The organism is Micromonospora sp. NPDC002389 (genome assembly GCF_040296095.1).
Lineage (GTDB): Bacteria > Actinomycetota > Actinomycetes > Mycobacteriales > Micromonosporaceae > Micromonospora.
In genome coordinates this window covers 297,240-314,476 of record NZ_JBEOWP010000007.1, presented here as the reverse complement: position 1 = coordinate 314,476, position 17,237 = coordinate 297,240, and the positions used below count along the sequence as shown (strand labels likewise).

Genomic DNA, 17,237 nt, shown 5'->3' with positions numbered 1-17,237 from the left:
GGAGAGCCGCATGGACGTCACCGTGCTGGTCGGCCCGGAACTCACCGCCGATCTCGCCCTGCTGGAGTCGCTCACCACGGCCACCGCCGCCGAACTCGGCGGCACCGGTCGCCTGGTGGCCGCCGACTCCGCCGCCGCGCTGGAATCGGCGCTGGCGGGCACCGCCGCTCCGGTGGTGGTGCTGCCCGGCCCGACCGCGTCCGCCCGGGCACTGATGACCGGGTCAGCACCGCACGTCGTCTGGTACGACCTCACCGTGTCCACCGCTGTCGCCGGTGCCCGTCACCTCTCCGGCCGGGGCGTGTGGGGGTTGGCCTGGGCGATCCGCCACGCGGTGCACCAGCACCGGTCTCCGGCGGTGCGCGTCGCCTACGGCGCGCACGCCGACCAGTGGGGTGAGCTGCGACTGCCCACGGCGGACACGGCCCGCCCGGTGCCGGTCGCGGTGCTGCTGCACGGCGGCTTCTGGCGGTCGTACTGGGGAGCCGACCTGATGGACGCGCTCGCCGTGGACCTGGCCGAGCGCGGCTACGCGGCGTGGAACGTGGAGTACCGGCGGCCGGACCTGCACGGCTGGGACGCCACCACCGCCGACGTGGCGGCGGCACTGGCGGTGCTGCCCGTCGTGACCGACGCCGGTGCGCTGGACCTGGACCAGATCGTCGTTCTCGGCCACTCGGCCGGTGGGCAACTGGCGCTGCGGGCGGCGGCGGACCTGGCCGACCCCGCCTCGGCGCCACGGGTCGCCCTGGCGGTGTCGCTGGCCGGTGTGCTGGACCTTGCCGAGGCGGACGGCCGTCAGCTCGGTGACGGTGCGGTCAGCGCCGCCCTCGGCGGCACCCCGACGACCGTGCCCGAACGCTACGCGGCCGGCGACCCGATGGCGCGACTGCCGATCGGGGTGCCCACGCTGCTGGTGCAGGGGGCCGGCGACAGCCCGGACCTGGTCGACATCAACCGCCGGTACGCGGTGGCGGCCCGGGCGGCCGGTGACGAGCTGACCCACCTCGAACTGCCCGGCGACCACTTCGACGTGATCGGTCCGGGCTCGGCGATCTGGCAGGCCACCATGGAGCAGGTGGGGCGCCGCCTAGGGCGCTGAGCCCGCCCGGAGTTGCCGGCTTGTTTCATCAGAGTGAACAAGCCGGGGCGGTCCGCCGTCAGAACAGTCGGGGTGTGACGACCGAGACCACGGTGGTCACCGCGTCGGTGTCGTTGTACATCGTGTGCGGCACCGTGGAGCGCAGGTGCACGCTGTCTCCCGGATGCAGCCGGTGCTCGACGCCGTTGACCTCGTAGAGCAGCTCGCCGGAGATGACGTAGGCGAACTCCTCGCCCGCGTGGCCGTACGCGTTCTCCCGCCGGCCGCCGGGGGCGATGTGCACCAGCATCGGTTCGAGCAGCAGGTCCGGTCCGCGTTCGGAGAGCATCCGGTAGGTCTGCTGACCCGAGACGTACTGCGTGGCGGTGGTCTCCGCCCTGGTCAGCGAGAAGTGGTGGGGCAGCGTGGTGACGGTGCCCCCGACCGGAGCGGTGCTGGCGTCGAAGAAGTCGCCCACCGTCCGGTCCAGCGCCTTGGCCACGCTGCCGAGCGCGGTCAGCCCGATGGACGAGATGCCGCGCTCGACCTGGGACAGGAAGCCGATCGACAGCCCGGAGCGGGACGCGAGGCCGCGCAGGGTCAGCCCGCGTTCCTTGCGGTACTGGCGGATCCGGGCACCGACCAGGTCGGCCGGGGTGTGGCCGTTGCTCCCGCCGTCGGGGCGGGCCTGCTCCGGGACCGGATGACTGCCCGTGGACCGCATGGGGACCTCCTGTCGCGCTGGCCGGAACCCGTCCGACCCCCGTGTTCGATGCTATCGAACGGAGGTGGCCCTTGGGGAAGCCCCCGACCGTGCCGAATCGGCGGCGATCTGGTCCCCGTGCGCCGGTCTGCGGCCGGGGAGCGGGATCTCGAAGTGGACGGTGGGGGAGGCGTGTGGATCACCATCGCGCGGGTCGTGCACCAGGTCGGCCACCCCGCGCCAGAACGCCTCCGCACCGGGCACCCGGGTGTCGGTGTGCAGATAGACCACCCGGTAGTCGGGTTGATCGGCGGCGAACGCGACGGCCCGCCGCACGAGGGCCCGGGCGAGCCCGTTGCGCCGGTGCTCCGGACGGACGTAGACCCGGAACAGTTGCGCCGTGCTCGCCGCCGGGTAGCGCTCCGCCAGCCAGCGCGGATGCGGCGGGCTGTTCGGTGCGGCGGCGCGTACGGCGGTGGTGGCGACCACCTCGTCACCCTTGGTGGCGACGAACAGGGCGTGCCGCTCCGGGCGCAGGTAGGTGTCGGCCAGGTCGATGACGTCGGCGTGCCAGCGCGGCTGGTAGCCGTACCCGAAGACCTGATAGAAGGTGTCGAGCATGACGCTGCGGGCGCCGTCGAGGTGCTCTGGCCCGGCGGTGCGGATGTCGTACGGTCCGGTCGTCTCGTCGGTCATGTCCTGCTCATCTCCTCGGTGTCGGGTGTGGTTGCGGGTAGCGTGATCGTCGGATCCAGCAGCGCGCGGGTCAGCGGCGACCGGGCAGCGGCGGGGAGCTCGGCGGCCCGACCGTGCTCGACGACCCGACCGTGGTCGAGCACGACGACGCGGTCGGCGAGCCGGACGACGACCTCCGGGTCGTGCGTGATGACCAGCAACGCCAGGCGGTGCGCCTGCCGCAGCTCGTCCAGCAGGGTGAGGATCCGGTCCCGGTTGACGCCGTCCAGCCCGGAGGTGATCTCGTCGCAGACGAGCAGACGCGGCCGGGTCAGCAGGGCCCGGACCAGGGCGGCACGTTGCAGTTCGCCCCCGGAGAGCCGGTCCGGCCGACGGGTGACCAGGTCCCGGTCGAGGCCGACCTGCTCCAGCAGGGCACGCGCCGCCGGTAGCACGTCGGCGGGTCCCTGCCGCCGTAGCCGTACGGCGGGCCGGGTCACCTGCGCCAGCACCGGCGCGTACGGGTGGAAGCTGGCCCGGGGGTCCTGGAAGACGTACTGCACGGCGGCGAGGTCGGCCGGGTCCCGCCGGTCGAGGGAGGCGGCCAGCCGTCGGCCGTCGAGGGTGACGGTGCCGGTGCCCGGCCGGTGCAACCCGGCCAGGCAGCGGGCGAGGGTGGTCTTCCCGCTGCCGGAGCGGCCGATCAGCGCGACACACTGCGCGTCGCCCAGTGTCACGTCGACGCCGTGCAGGACGGTGGCGCCCCGGTGCGCCGCGGTCAGCCCCTCGGCCCGCAGCAGCGCCTCGACCTGCGGCGACCCGGCGGCGGGACGGGCCGCCGCAGCGGACCGGGCGGGCTCCCCGACGACCCTGTGCGACGGACCGGCGGCGACCACCACCCCCCGGTCCAGGACGATCGCGTCGTCGGCGATCGCGCGCACCAGATGCAGGTCGTGACTGAGCAGGACGACGGTGACCCCGGTGGCGGCCAGGCGGTGCAGCTCGGCGGCCACCTCGCGGCGGTTGAGGCCGTCCTGCCCGGTGGTCGGCTCGTCGGCGACCAGGACGCGGGCCCCGGCCAGCAGGGCGTGCGCGACGACCAGCCGTTGCTGCTGCCCACCGGAGAGCTGGTGCGGATAGCGCCGCAGCGTGCCGGCGTCGGCGGGCAGCCCCACCCGGGTCAACACCGCCCGGACCGCCTCCCGGACGGCGACGCGGCGGGCCCGACGACCGGAGACCGGGCTGTGTCGGCGGGCGATCTCGTGCAGCACGGGACCGATGCGGCGCACCGGGGTGAGCGCGGCCGAGGGCTGCTGCGGGACGTACCCGACGAGCCCACCGGGCGCCGGGTTCCCGGGACCGACCACGCGACCGTCGATCTCGACCCGGCCGGTGAGGCGTACGCCGGGGCCGACCTCGCCGAGCAGCGCCCGCCCGAGGGTGGACTTGCCGCTGCCGGACGGACCGACGACGGCGAGCACCCCACCGGCCGGCACCGCGAACGACACCTCCCGCAGCAGCCGGTGTCCGTCGGCGACGGCACCCAGCCCGTCGACCCGGATCATCGGACCTCCTCCCGGATACGCGCGCCGTCCGGTTCCGCCGTCGACTCCCGGCCGGTCAACAGCGCGTCGGTGACCAGGTTGACGCCGACGGCGAGCGCGACGAGCAGCGCGGCGGGTACGACGACCGCCCACGGTTGCAGGAAGATCCCGCCCCGGTTGCGGTCGACCATGACCGCCCAGTCGGCGGCGTCCGGGGCGACCCCGATGCCGAGGAAGCTTGCCGTCGCGACGAGGTAGACGGCGCCGATGAACCGCACCCCGGCGTCGGCGAGCAGGACCCGGCGGATGCCCCGCGCGACGTAGCCCATCGCCCGCCGCCACCAGGTCTCCCGGTAGAGCCGCATCGCCTCCATCACGGTGCCGTGGGCCAGCGGCAACGCGGCGGCGCGGGTGATCCGCGCGACCTCCGGCAGGGTGACCACCGCGACGATCACCACCAGGGTCAGCGGCCCCCGTGGCGCGGTGGCGGCCAGCAGGATGAGCAGCAGCAACGACGGGATGGCGAGCAGCAGGTCCAGCGGGCGCATCAGCGCCTCGTCGAGCCGACGGTGCCGGGTGAGGGCGGCGACCAGGCCGAGCGGCACGCCCAGCAGATAGGCCAGGGCGGTGGCGGCGACCGCGACCGCGACCACGGACCACCCGCCGAGCAACACCTGCCCGACCACGTCCCGGCCGACGAAGTCGGTGCCGAGCAACCCCGCGCCGTCGAACGGTCGGGTCCGCGCGTCGGACTCGGCGACCAGCACCGGTCCGGCGACCGCGAGCAGCAGCGGCACGGCGAGCACCACGATCCCGACGACCGTCCGGGGTCTCCGCCGCCGGGCCGTCACCGGACACCGACCGTACGCGGCGCGAGCCGGAACGCCACCAGGTCCGCGACCAGGTTGACCACCACGGTGGTGACCGCCACGACCACGCAGAGCCCCTGGATGGTGGGTACGTCCCGGGCGGCGACCGCGTCGACCAGGGCGGTGCCCAGCCCGGGGATGACGAAGACCGCCTCGACCACGATGACGCCGCCGAGCAGCCAGTCGGTGGTGCGGGCGACCTGTTGCACGACCGGCGCGGCGGCGGTCGGCAGCGCGTGCGCCAGCCACCGTCGCCGGGTGGAGAGACCGAGGCGGCGGGCGTGCTGGACGTACTCCGCACGCAGGGCGTCCACCATGCCGGCGCGGGTCAGCCGACTGATCGAGCAGATCGGCCGGGCCAGCAGCACCAGCAGCGGCAGCACCAGCACACCCGGCTGGGCGAGCAGGTCGGCGCCGACGGCGGTGGGCGGGAACCAGCCCAGCCGGACGCCGAAGACCGCCACCAACAGGATGGCCAGGGCGAACTCGGGCACCGCGTACAGTCCGACCGCGAGGGTGGTGAGTGTCCGGTCGAGTCGGCCCCCCTCGCGGCGGGCGGCGAGCATGCCGAGCCCGACGGCGAGCGGCACCAGCAGCACCAGCGTGGCGACCGCGAGCAGCAGCGTCGCGGCGGCCCCGCCGACGATCAGGTCCAGCACCGGCCGCTGCGAGACCAGCGAGGCACCGAGATCGCCGTGCAGCAGCCCGACCAACCAGTCCAGGAATCGTCGCCAGGCCGGTTGGTCGAGGTCGAGCTGCGCGCGGATCAGCGCGATCCGCTCCGGGTCGGGATGGTCACCGGCGATCACCACGGCCGCGTCCCCGGGCAGCGCCTCGGTGAGGACGAACACGACGGTGGTGATGCCGGCGACCTGCCCGACGCCGAGCAGCAGCCGCTGCACGGTGTAGCGGGTCAGACTCAAGCCAGCCACACCTTGTCGAAGCGGGCCCAGTCCAGGGTGTTCGCGGGTGCCTCGGTGGACACTCCGCGCACCGTCGGGGCGGTGGCCACCAGGAAGTCGGCGAACCCCCACACCAGCAGCCCACCCTCGGCGTGCAGCATCCGCTGCATGTCCCCGTACGCGCGGCGGCGACCCGCCTCGTCGGGGGTGGAGACGGCGGTGCCGTAGAGCGCGTCGAACTCGGGCCGCATCCAGCGGGTGGCGTTCGTGGTGGAGGTGGTCAGTAGCCGCTGCGAGATGTGCGTCTCGATCGGCATGGCACCGCTGCGGAAGGTGGCCAGCACCCCGCCGTCGAGCACGTCCCGCCAGTAGGTGTCCTTGTTGCGTTGCACCGGCTCGACGGTGAGCCCGACCTGACGGGCCTGGTCGGCGAAGACGCTGGCGGCCTCCACGAAACCGGCGGCGACCGGTGCGGTGTCCAACGGGATGCGCAGCCCGCGCGCACCGGCCCGGTCCACCAGCGCACGGGCTCGGTCGAGGTCACGGGTGCGCTGCGGGATGTCGTCGGCGTAGTACTGGAAGCCCTTGCCGAACAGGTCGTTGCCGACCTGCCCGGTGCCGGACAGCACCGTCTCGACGAGCTGCTCCCGGTCGGTGAGCAGGAACATCGCCTCGCGCAGGTCCCGGTTGTCGAACGGGGGGCGGTCCACCTTCATCGTGAAGCCCAGCAGGTTGCTGTTCGGCATCCGGGTGATGGCGACGCGGTCGTTGCCGGTGTGCGTCCGCGCGGTGGTCGGGCTGACGTCGTGCGCGTAGTCGACCTGCCCGCCGAGCAGGGCGTTGATCCGGGCCGACTCCTCGTTGGCGATCACGTACTCCAACTCGTCGAGGTGCGCGGCACCCTCCCAGTAGTCCGGGTAGCGGGCCAGCAGCAGCGACCGGCCGGGGGTGAAGCTGCTGACGGTGAACGGGCCGGAGCCGATCGGCCGGTCGAACGACTCGGCACCCTCCGGCACGATGTACGCGCCGAACGCGGCGAGGACGTTGCCGAACTCGGCGAACGGCCGGGTCAGGGCGAACTCGACGGTGCGATCGTCCACCGCCCGGCTGGCCCGCAGGTCGATCAGGGCGAGGCTGGCCCTTGCCCGGAACGCGCGGTCCGGGTCGACGATGCGGGCGTAGCTGGCCAGTACGTCGGCGGCGCGTACCGGTCGGCCGTCGTGGAAGGTGGCCTCGCGCAACGCCACCCGCCAACGGGTCAGGTCCGCGTTCGGTTCCCAGCTCAGCGCCAGCCGGGGCTGGATCGACACGTCGGGGCCGTAGTCGGCCAGCTTGTCGAAGATGGCCTTGGCCCGCGACGCCTCGTTGAACAGGTTCGCCAGGTGCGGGTCGAGCGTCTCGGTGGCACCGCCACCGGCGAACGCGACCCGCAACCGGCCGCCCTGTTTCGGGGTGTCACCGGCACCGGGGCCGCCGGTGGAGTCGCCGCCGCAGCCGGTGAGCAGGGCGGTGGCCAGGGCGGCCCCGCCGCCGAGCAGCGTACGGCGGGACAGGTGGATCGACATGGGGTTTCCTCTCGAAGGTGTTGCGGTGTTCAGGCCGCGCCGGGGCGGTGAGGGGTGACGGCGGGTAGCCGCGCGTCGCCCGGGACGGTGTCCGGTGTGGTGTCGGCGACCGGTCGGGGGCCGAGCAGGTCCCGGCGGTGCAGCACCCGCACCGCCGCGGCCGAGGCCAGTCCGAGGGCGGCGCAGAGCAGCCACGCCCCGGCCGGGACCCGCTCGGCCGCGCCGTCCGATCCGGTCTGCATGAGTCCGCCGACGGCGGTGGTGGCGAGCGCCGCCACCACGCCCGAGGCGAGATAGAAGACGCCGAAGTAGGTGCCGGTCAGCCCGGTGCGGGCGAATCCGGGCAGCAGTTCCAGCACGAACGGCTGCGCCACCATCACCCCCACCGCCAGCGCCAGCGTGGTGACGAGCACCGGCAGGACGCGGACCGCCGGGGGACCGTCCAGCGGCAGCAGCGGCACCAGGAACCCGGCACCGGTCATCGCCATCCCGGCGGCGATCGCGGTGCCTCGGTCGACACGGCGACGCAGCCGCGCGGTGATGCGGACCTGCCCCGCCACGGTGACCACGGTGGAGACGACGAAGAGTGCCGCGACCGCCAGCGGCGTGCCGGTGACCGCCTCCGCCTGCACCGGCAGCACCAGATAGAGCTGGGTCTGCAACGCGAAGAGCGCGCTCAACGCCACCGTGAACGCCAGGAACCGGCCGTCGGTCAGCGACTCCCGCCAGTCCCGGCCGACGCTCTGCCCGCTGGCCGTCACCGGCTGGGCCGGCAGCACCAGCGCCTGCGCCACGGTCAACGCGGCGAACACCAGCGCGGCCCCGGCCGCCGCCGCCCGGAAGTCGACCAGCAGCAGCGCGCTGCCGACCAGCGGCCCGATCAGCGCCCCCGCGCTGGCGAACACGTTGAACAGGGCGAACGCCTCGGCCCGCCGGTCCGGGGCGGCCTGGGCCAGATAGGCGCGCACGGCCGGGTTGAACAGGGCACCGGCCAGACCGGTCAGCACCGAGGCGACCAGCAGCGCCGCCAGCGAACCGCCGACCGCGAACACCGCGAAGCCGACCGCCCGCAGCCCGCACCCGACGATGATCACCCCGCGCGGGCCGAGCCGGTCCGCCGCCGAGCCACCCAGCAGGAACAGTCCCTGCTGGCTCAGGTTGCGTACCCCGAGGACCAGGCCGACCAGGGCGGCCGAGAGCCCGATCTGGTCGGTGAGATACCCGGCCAGGAAGGGCAGCAGCATGTAGAACCCGACGTTGACGCCGAGCTGGTTGACCACCAGCAGCCGGATCGGCACCGGGAAGCCGCGCCACGACGCCCAGGTGGCCCTCACCGGGGTGCCTCCGCCGCCGGTGCCACCCCGAGCCCGGCCGCCCCCGACAGGCGCAGCACACCGTCCCGACCGCCGATGCCGGTCCACGGATCGTCGGCGAGCAGCAGATGACCGTCCAGGTCCACCCAGCGGGCCAGACCGGCCAGGTGCACCGCCGGGGCGATGCCGAGCGAACTGGCCACCAGGCAGCCGAGCATCACGTCCAGGTCCCGTTGCCGGGCCGCCTCGATCATGTCCCCGGCAGCGGTGATGCCGCCGCACCGGGCCAGCTTCACGTTCACCCCGGCGACCGCGCCCGCCAGCCGGTCCAGGTCGGCCGGACCGGCGGCGTCCTCGTCGGCGATCACGGGCGTGCCGCTGCGGGCACCCACCCAGGCCAGCAGGTCGGGGCGGCCCGGCGGGATGGGCTGTTCCACCGCGTCCAGCTTGTGCGGCGCGAGCGCGTCGAGCTGTCGCACGGCCTGTTCGGCGGACCAGCCGCCGTTCGGGTCGAGTAGCAGCCGGGCGTGCGGCGCGGCGGCCCGGACCGCCGCCACCCGGGCCAGGTCGTCCGCGTCGCCGGCCTTCACCTTGAGCACCGAGAACCCGGCGGCGACCAGGCGTCGGGCGGTCGCCGCCGCCTCCGGCACCGGCACCAGCCCGATGGTGTACGCGGTGGCCACCGGCGTCGGCGGCGGCGCTCCCACCAGCCGGTGCACGGGTACGCCCCGGGCGTGCCCGAGCAGGTCGTGCACGGCCGCGTCGAGCGCCCCGCGTACCCCCGGCGGCCCCGGGTACGCGCCCAGCTCGCCACGGAGCGTCTCCGGGTCCGGGCAGCCGGCCACCCGCTCCGCCCACCCGGCGCAACACGCCTCGATCGCCGCCCGGTCGAGTCCGAGATAGTGGCTGGTGACAACCTCGCCGTGCCCGGTGACACCGTCGTGCGTCACGGTCAGCCGCACCGCCTCCCGACTGGCCATCACCGACCGGGAGATGCGCAGCGGCTCCCGCAGCACCAGCGGGTACGCCTGCCAGGTCAGCCTCATGCCGGCACCCGCCCCCGGTCAGCAACCGGATCGGTCACCGTCCGGCACCGGCTCCACCGGGTGACCTCCACCGCGCCGGGGTGCGGGATCTCCACCGGATACCCGTGGCCCGAGCCGAGCAGCCCGTGCCGGGCGCACCAGCCGTCGTCGAAGATGCTGTCGAGATAGCGGTGCGGGCCGTCCGGGAAGACCGTCACCACCCGGGCGTCCGGCCGGGTACGGGAGGCCCAGGCGGCGACCCGGGCCACCGCCCCGGTGCTCCACCCGCCGGTGACGAAGCCGGTACGCGCCAACCGCCGGCAACTGTCTACTGCCTCCGCCGGACCGACCCAGTGCACCTCGTCGAAGGCCGGATAGTCCACGTTGTCCGGATGGATGCTGCTGCCCAGGCCGCGCATCAGCCGGGGACGGGCCGGCTGACCGAAGATCGTCGACCCGACCGTGTCCACGCCGATCAGCCGCAGGTGGGGCCAGGACCGCCGCAACGCCCGCGCCAGCCCGGCGCTGTGCCCGCCGGTGCCCACACTGCACACCAGCACGTCCACCGCGTCGACCTGGGCGGCGATCTCGTCACCGAGGCTCGCGTACCCGGCCACGTTGTCGGGGTTGTGGTATTGATCAGGCCAGTACGCCCCCGGCAGCGCCGCGAGCAGCTCGGTCAACCGGTCCCGGCGGGCCTGCTGCCACCCGCCGGTCGGATGCGGCCGGTCGACCACCTCCAGCCGGGCCCCGTACGCGCGCAGCAGCGCCCGCATCGACGGCTCCAACTCGCGGTCCACCACCAGCACCACCGGGTGCCCGAAGGCGTGCCCGGCGAACGCCAGCCCGATCCCCAACGTGCCGCTCGTCGACTCCACCACCGGCGCGCCGTCACGCAACTCGCCCCGACGCCGCGCCCCGGCCAGCATGGTGACCGCCGCGCGGGCCTTCATGCCACCCGGCGCGGCACACTCGACCTTCGCCCAGAAGCCGCCGTGCGGGTGCGGCAACGGCGCGTCGACGTACACCAGCGGGGTGTGTCCGACCAGGTTCAGCAGTTGCGGCGCGCTCACCCGGACACCCCGTAGCGGTAGAGGGTCGTCGGCCCGCCGTCGAGCCAGAAGAACGGGTACGGCTCGGCCGACACGGCGGTCAGCCCGGCGCCCAGGAACCACGGCAGCACCGCGCTGCCGGTCTGCGCGAACGCCACGAAGGGCTTCCGCTCGGCGGCGGCGTGCGCCAGCAGCGGCGCGAACGTGTCGTTGCCGAGCGTCATGCCGGAGGCCAGGATCGCGTCGCAGCGGTCCAGCACCGCCGTCGCGTCGGGCAGGTGCGGCTCGTCCCACTCGGTGCGACCCCCGGCCAGGTCGCACGGCAGATACCGGCGACCGGTCGCCCGCAGCCGCTCCAACAGCGAGTTGACCACCCCGACGACCAGCACCGTGCGGCTGCTCGCGGGCAGCAGGTCCACCACCGCCTCGGCGCGCGCCCGTGACTTGGCCAGCGACCCGCCGCCCGGCACGGTGACCGTCGCGTCCGCCGCCTCGGCGTGCGGACGCACCGACATCAGGTACGCGTCCAGCGCGGCCACCCGCACCGGCAGCAGCGGGTGGGCGAGCAGCTCCGCCACGGACGCGCCGACGCAGTCGTACGCGGTCTCGTCGGGCAGCGCACCCGGCTCGATCGCGCACGACCCGACCGCCGCGTCGACCCGCAGACTCAGCACGTGGTTGCGGTAGCCGTGCGCCCGCGAGGCGTGCCGCACGCCCTGCCGGGTGACGAACCCGACGCTGACCGTGGCCCGCGCCGGATCGGCCCCGAGCCGTCCCGCACGCACCGCCTCCACCAGCGCCGACATCGACCGGTACGCTGGTCGGGCCGGCGAGGCGGCGGTCACGCCCCGACCCCGACCCGGGCGTCGGAATCGGCCAAAGTGCTCTCGTCGAGGTATCCGACCCGGGCCTGCCCCGCCAGCCGGTCGGCGATCGTCCGCGCACCGGCACCGGCGGTGTCCACCACCATCACGTGACCCAGGTAGTCGTTGTTGCTGCTGGCGTCCCCGGCTCGGTGGCCGTCCGGCTTCACCGACCAGTCGACCACCCGGGGTTCCGTCGACCAGGTCCCGGTGCCGTCGATCCGGGCCACGACACCGGGTCGCGGCGGCAGCACGAACGCGATCGCGGCACTGCGTACGCCGGTGTCGGCCGGGGTGAGGTCCGGGTGTTCGCCGAGCGCGAGCTGCGCGTACACCATCGGCAGGTCCACGCCGGAGACCCGGCGCACCAGCTCGGTGATCTGGTTTCCGGCGGGCCGGGGGTTGACCTCCACCACGCGCGGCCCGGTGGGCGTCAGCCGCAGCTCGGTGTGCCCGACCGCGCGGTCCAACCCGACCGCCTCCAGGGCGGCCACCGCCACCTCGCCGATCCGCCGGTGGGTCGCCGGGTCCAGCACCGCCGGGAACATGTGGCCGGTCTCGACGAACCCGGAAGCACCGCCGAGACTCTTGTCGGTGATCCCGACGACCGTGGTCACGCCGTCGACGGTGACCGTCTCCACGCTCACCTCCGGCCCGGTCAGCAGCTCCTCCAGCAGCACCACCGGCACCCTCGGCTGCCGCCGGGCGTTGACCGGGAACGCGGCGAGGGCGTCGAACGCGGCGCGCAGCTCGGCCGGGTCCGCCACCTGCCGCACGTACATGCCGGCGCACAGGTCCACCGGCTTCAGCACCAGCGGATACCCCAGCTCGCGGGCGGCCTGCGCGGTGGCCGCCCAGCCGTCCGCGAGCGCGAACCGGGGCTGCGGCACCCCGGCGCGGGCCATCGCCGTCCGGGCCAGATCCTTGCGGTACGCCCGCCGCACCGCCGCCGGGTCCGCACCGGGCAGCCCGAGATGCGCGGCCACCTGGGCGACCGTATCCAGGTAGTAGTCGCACGAGGTGAGCACCCCGTCGAAGCGCAACGCCGCGTGCAGCCGCCCGGCCTGCTCCAACAGCGCGGGTACGTCGTTGGTGTCGACGGTCAACACGTTCTGCGCGGCCAGCAGCGGATGTGTGCCGCCGGGCGGCGCACCGCGCAGGTAGTGGTGCAGGTCCCGGGTCAGGAACGAGAACCGGTGACCGGCCTCCAACACCGCTCGCGGCAGGAGGTGGCTCATCGCCCCGACCCAGCTCTCCACCAACAACACGTGCGCCATCGGCGCCTCCCCACTCGGCAACAGGCGATGGCAATGGTAACGGTTTTCATTTGCCGGAGGAAGGAGGGGTGGCGTGGCGTGTCGGTAGGGTGACGCCCGTGACGACAGTCGGGTGACCGGCGACCGAGGGTGACCTGACGGCGCTGCGGGGTCTGTACGCCGAGCTGCACCTGGACGACCCAGTGGGTCTACCCCGGAGAGATCCCTTGTTCGGTCCCGATATCACCACGGATAGTCCCTGGACCTGGGGAAACAAGAGTCTGTGGTTGGCGGTACGCGAACCGCCTCGGCCAAATGTGCGGAGGGCTGGGGGGATAGTCTTCTTGCGGTGGCGGCCGGCCCCGCTCCGTCAGTGGCAAATGAGGATGCGTCACTGGACATTTTCATCGTCGGCGTCATATCGCCCGTGATATAGAGCGGGCCATAATGTGCGTTGGTGGCAGGACTGAGGCCATCGACTGAGAAGAGCGTGGTCGTGACACGATAGTTGGACAACGCGACGAGCCCGCGTACGCACGCTGGAGTGGGGCAGAATTCGGTCGGAATGCGGTGTTCGCCCAGATGCTCCACAAGGCGGCTGTCGGTCAGGCGCGATGCGCCGTTGACCAAAGCGTTCTGCCCCGATAGTCGCCTGGCAACGAGCGTGTGGGCCGGATCAGTCCCATCCGCACCGCACGCCGGTCCTGGCCGACCGCCTCAGCGGCACGACCCATGTCGAGCCAGAAACGCACCTGCCGCGCGGCGGCCAGGCCCGCCGGCTCCGCGCCTGACGCCGTCTGCAACCGAACCGGCTAAGCGGAGACCTCCGTCGATCGTGAGTAGTTACGGGAATCGAACTTACGGCTCATCGAGGACGAGCGTCCGCAGATGGTGAAGCACGGCATTAATAGGATGAACGAAAAGACTGCGGAAATGATCGGAATCAGCGTAGGGCCCCACGAACTCAGCGAGTTTCGGAAACGCAGAATACGCGATTTCCGTATCATTACGGATCGTCGGCATCAGCGACTCGTACTCAGCGATTAAAGATCTCAGATACTCTTCGGCTGACCGTAGATTCCGAATGAGAGTGGGGTCTGCCGGAAAAATCTCGTCGTCGGCTCGGACCAGATGGGCAAATCCCTCGAGCCATAGCTGGGCGTCGAGGATAACCTGCATGAACTCGTCATACTTGGCGACCACTACCCGAATGTCGGGTTTGCCGAAAGGGCTGGTCAGCGCATGGGCCCGGATCATTCTCCTGGACCTTTTCACCACGTGATATTGCTCGATCAACTCACGCAGGTGCCGCTGACGCGTCTCGCGAACAACTAGGGCGCGCTCTTCCTCGCGGCGAGCTTGCAGCAGTCGGAGGTCGGCGTCACGGTTCGTGGCCTGGTAGATCAGTGCGACGGCGCCGCCCAGCACGACGACGAGTACAAACTGGAGAAGTATCTTGTAGGTTTCAGCCCCGACGGATCGACTGACGTCGTCACTGCGGGCGATGAGCGCCCCAGCCACGGTCAAGCCGATGACGCTACTAGCCACTGTAGATCGAGTCAGTTGCTGTCGGATGTCCGCCTGCACGGTCTTTTGATCAGATGTCCGGCAGGTGAACCCAGGGCGGACCCAACGCGGCGCAGATCGGACGACGTGGACCCTGAACCGCGAAGATCGAATCAGGTTCAGTATCTTACCCCCGAGCTCGAGCCAGATAACCACCTCGCACATCGATGCTACAGCGTAGGGGGACAACATGGCGATGTCCGCGACCGAGGACGGTCCGACGTTCGACACGGAGGCGGCAGCGGCCGTGCGTGCCTGGTCCTCCCGCACCGGCGCCACCCTCATTCCCCTCGCCGAACTTAGCGGCGGGACCGACGCGCGAGTGTACGTCGCGGCGCTTGATTGGCCCTCTGGCGGCTATCACGAAGTAATCGCCAAGCGCTGTTTTGCCCGCAAGGACGGACAGTTCGAATCCGAACGCCTTGTGAAGGCAAGGAGTTCGAATCGCGATTTCGCGGCCGATCATATGACCGAACTGGCCGCAGATCCCCTAGCGGTTGGCGAAGGCGGCACCCTACTGCTGCAACGGATCGCTGGAGATGCCGAGGCAGGCGAAGGGAGTCCGCGGGTGCAGACTCTGGCTGATGCACTTCGTGATCCGGCGGATTGGCAACGCTGGCCGGAGAATATTGAGGCCATCGCCGGAGCACTTCTCGGCACATGGAACCGAGACGTGGAGCGGCCTACCGCCATCGACGCGAAGACTCTGATCCGTTCGGTCCTGGGAGACTATCGCCTCGGCCCGGACGGTCCGATTGCAGCCATGGTGAAAGAGCAGCAACCCGGGGCCCTGAACGTGGCGGAGGAGTGGCTGTCAGTCGAGGGCGAACGCGCGCCTCAGGCAAACCCGTGGACACTGTGTTCGACCGCGTCACAATTCGGAACCACGCCGGTCCTGCAAAACTGGGCCGGGCGGATCCATGGTGATCTCCATCCGGGGAACATCATGGTTCCCACGAGCCCTAGTCTACGAGGCAAGTTCTGGCTGATAGATTTGAGCCGCTTTCGCAACGATCGGCCTCTGGCACTGGATCAGACCTATCTGTGCCTCACTATACTTGCCGGTCGCCTCATGAAAGCCGATGCCGACGAGCAAGCGGAGCTGATAGATCTTCTGGTCGATCCGGATGCTGCACCGAGAGTGCTGGCACCGGACGTGACGAACATCGTTTTAGCGTTTCGGAGGGCAGCCCGGCATCGCTTCCGAGGCCGTGGCATCAGTGGGGCCTGGGAGAACCTCAACCGCTTAACGCTCTGCGCGAACGGTCTCATTCTCGCGTCGCGCACGTCGACCCCGGCGCCCCTGCGGAGATGGTACTGGCGCCTGGCATGTCGCGCTGCCGGTGAGCTGATGGACGGTCCCGGCCGAGGCCAAACGCCCTCCCATCGGAAATCCTTGCCTCATCCCGTTCACCAGAGCGAGCAGCCGGCCGGCTCGGCTGTTCCCTTGACTACCATCGAGCAACCCCGGCCGACGCGGGTCAGCCGGTTTTTTCTACGGCGGTCGATCGCGGCCGCGGCAGTGGTCCTCTGCTTGTCCAGTGTCGGAATCGGCGCGCTGACCCATCGTCTTCAGTCCGGGGGTGAACCCGGCGGCTTCGAGCTACACGTCGACGCGAACGTCGACACACTCGTAATCAACGAGCGGTACGCGAAGCCCGGTGGCAGCTACGTCACCGAACTCCGGCCCACGGACGTGCCTGACCCTCCCGACCGGATCAACTCGTGCCTGAATCGCTACCTGTGGGCCCGCGCTTCTGCCATCGGAGGCGTGGACGCTGATACGACCCTCGCTCGCATATCCATAAAGGCGCACTCGAAGGAATTGTGGGTCACCAACGCGGCGGTACACCGCGACAGCGGTCTCCTGCAACCGATGCGTGGAACCCTTCTCAGCTGCCCCAGCAGAGGAGGAAACCGACCTCCTCACATCATTGATGTCGACCTCGACTCAGGAGGTATCGTCTTCTATCCGGAAGAATCACCAGAACCCGCTACCATGAACGTCCGAATAGGACCCGGCGAAACCGAAACTTTCCTGATGAGCGCACACGTCGCGCAGGCTCACCTCACTTGGCGGCTGACCCTGACGATCAAGGACGGTTCCGACCTCCCAGTGACAATCGGACCCGAGGGCCATGTCATCGGCACCGGCGCGGAACACCCTGAGCAGAGCAAGTTCGAAACCACGGCCGGTGTCGACTCCACTACCTATCACTTCATAAACGGCGATTGGCGACCCATCCGATGAATCGCAACCTAATCCTAGCCCTTGCGCTGACGGCGTCGACGCTATCGATTGCCGGGTGCAGCGAACGCGGGGAACCCGCGGCGCCGGCTTCCGTCGCCGCTCCATCCCCATCCGTCGTTCCGTGGGGTTCAGCGGAAACTGGCCTCGTTACCCCGGCCTGCCGTCTGGTCACGAAGGCTGATGTCGAACGTGCCGGAGCCGTCTGGGGCGAACCGCAGGGGAACATCACCGACCAGGTGGAGGCGGACGGCTTCCGCGTACGGGATGATCGATGCGTCATCGGCTCACAGGTTCAGATAGAGATCCTCGAGGCCCCGACGGAGAAGGATGCGCGAACCCTTTTCGATTCGATTGTCCGAAGCGCTAACCAGGGTGTGGCGCCGTTGGCTACCCCGGACCCGGTACCGGATCTCGGTGAACAGGCTAGCCAGCTTCCCGGCTGGGTGTTCATCCGGAAGGGCAAGACAGTACTGGCTGTGAACGTCACCTACGTTCCACCCGCAGGGTTTGCTCCGCCGACTAATGTCCTGAACCTGGCCCGTGCCGCGAATGTGAATCTCTCGTAAGGTAGC

The 17,237-nt window shown here is 71.3% G+C and carries 15 protein-coding genes; 3 read left to right on the top strand and 12 right to left on the bottom strand.

Going from position 1 to position 17,237, the window contains the following annotated elements:
• Positions 1-10: 10 nt before the first annotated feature.
• Complete coding sequence (locus tag ABT008_RS16300) at positions 11-1,102, top strand: alpha/beta hydrolase family protein (protein ID WP_350697034.1); 1,092 nt, start codon at positions 11-13, stop codon at positions 1,100-1,102.
• 58 nt (positions 1,103-1,160) lie between these two features.
• On the opposite strand, the gene ABT008_RS16295 is transcribed toward ABT008_RS16300, so the two are convergent.
• The 12 genes from ABT008_RS16295 to ABT008_RS16240 all read right to left on the bottom strand — a co-directional run bounded on the left by ABT008_RS16295 (position 1,161) and on the right by ABT008_RS16240 (position 14,375).
• Positions 1,161-1,805 (bottom strand): helix-turn-helix domain-containing protein, encoded by a 645-nt coding sequence (locus tag ABT008_RS16295; RefSeq protein WP_176093722.1) that lies wholly within the window; start codon positions 1,803-1,805, stop codon positions 1,161-1,163.
• Positions 1,806-1,856: 51 nt separating this feature from the next.
• On the bottom strand, positions 1,857-2,480 hold the full coding sequence (locus ABT008_RS16290; RefSeq protein ID WP_350697033.1) for a GNAT family N-acetyltransferase: 624 nt from the start codon (positions 2,478-2,480) through the stop codon (positions 1,857-1,859).
• Entirely contained in the window at positions 2,477-4,024 is a 1,548-nt protein-coding gene (locus tag ABT008_RS16285) for an ABC transporter ATP-binding protein (RefSeq protein ID WP_350697032.1), read from the bottom strand. The genes ABT008_RS16290 and ABT008_RS16285 overlap by 4 nt, the downstream gene beginning before the upstream one ends.
• Positions 4,021-4,854 carry an ABC transporter permease gene (locus ABT008_RS16280; RefSeq protein ID WP_350697031.1) on the bottom strand — a complete coding sequence of 278 codons (834 nt, stop codon included), beginning with the start codon at positions 4,852-4,854 and terminating at the stop codon, positions 4,021-4,023. The genes ABT008_RS16285 and ABT008_RS16280 overlap by 4 nt, the downstream gene beginning before the upstream one ends.
• On the bottom strand, positions 4,851-5,795 hold the full coding sequence (locus ABT008_RS16275) for an ABC transporter permease (protein WP_350697030.1): 945 nt from the start codon (positions 5,793-5,795) through the stop codon (positions 4,851-4,853). Before ABT008_RS16275 ends, ABT008_RS16280 begins: the two co-directional genes overlap by 4 nt.
• A complete protein-coding gene (locus ABT008_RS16270; protein ID WP_350697029.1) occupies positions 5,792-7,339 on the bottom strand; it encodes an ABC transporter substrate-binding protein in 1,548 nt (515 codons plus the stop codon). Before ABT008_RS16270 ends, ABT008_RS16275 begins: the two co-directional genes overlap by 4 nt.
• A 29-nt stretch (positions 7,340-7,368) precedes the next feature.
• Positions 7,369-8,673, bottom strand: coding sequence for an MFS transporter (locus ABT008_RS16265; RefSeq protein WP_350697028.1), 1,305 nt, complete (start codon positions 8,671-8,673; stop codon positions 7,369-7,371).
• Positions 8,670-9,698, bottom strand: coding sequence for a dipeptide epimerase (locus tag ABT008_RS16260; RefSeq protein ID WP_350697027.1), 1,029 nt, complete (start codon positions 9,696-9,698; stop codon positions 8,670-8,672). Before ABT008_RS16260 ends, ABT008_RS16265 begins: the two co-directional genes overlap by 4 nt.
• Positions 9,695-10,750 (bottom strand): PLP-dependent cysteine synthase family protein, encoded by a 1,056-nt coding sequence (locus ABT008_RS16255; RefSeq protein ID WP_350697026.1) that lies wholly within the window; start codon positions 10,748-10,750, stop codon positions 9,695-9,697. The genes ABT008_RS16260 and ABT008_RS16255 overlap by 4 nt, the downstream gene beginning before the upstream one ends.
• Complete coding sequence (locus tag ABT008_RS16250; RefSeq protein WP_350697025.1) at positions 10,747-11,574, bottom strand: Rossmann-like domain-containing protein; 828 nt, start codon at positions 11,572-11,574, stop codon at positions 10,747-10,749. Before ABT008_RS16250 ends, ABT008_RS16255 begins: the two co-directional genes overlap by 4 nt.
• The gene (locus tag ABT008_RS16245; RefSeq protein ID WP_350697024.1) at positions 11,571-12,869 is read right to left on the bottom strand and encodes an ATP-grasp domain-containing protein; all 1,299 of its coding nucleotides are present in this window, start codon (positions 12,867-12,869) and stop codon (positions 11,571-11,573) included. Before ABT008_RS16245 ends, ABT008_RS16250 begins: the two co-directional genes overlap by 4 nt.
• An 837-nt stretch (positions 12,870-13,706) precedes the next feature.
• Entirely contained in the window at positions 13,707-14,375 is a 669-nt protein-coding gene (locus ABT008_RS16240; protein WP_350697023.1) for a hypothetical protein, read from the bottom strand.
• A 229-nt stretch (positions 14,376-14,604) separates the two neighbouring features.
• Here ABT008_RS16240 and ABT008_RS16235 point away from each other — a divergent pair, with 229 nt between their 5' ends.
• Both ABT008_RS16235 and ABT008_RS16230 read left to right on the top strand, forming a co-directional pair.
• On the top strand, positions 14,605-16,665 hold the full coding sequence (locus ABT008_RS16235) for a hypothetical protein (RefSeq protein WP_350697022.1): 2,061 nt from the start codon (positions 14,605-14,607) through the stop codon (positions 16,663-16,665).
• Complete coding sequence (locus ABT008_RS16230) at positions 16,662-17,231, top strand: hypothetical protein (RefSeq protein WP_350697021.1); 570 nt, start codon at positions 16,662-16,664, stop codon at positions 17,229-17,231. The genes ABT008_RS16235 and ABT008_RS16230 overlap by 4 nt, the downstream gene beginning before the upstream one ends.
• Positions 17,232-17,237: the final 6 nt, after the last annotated feature.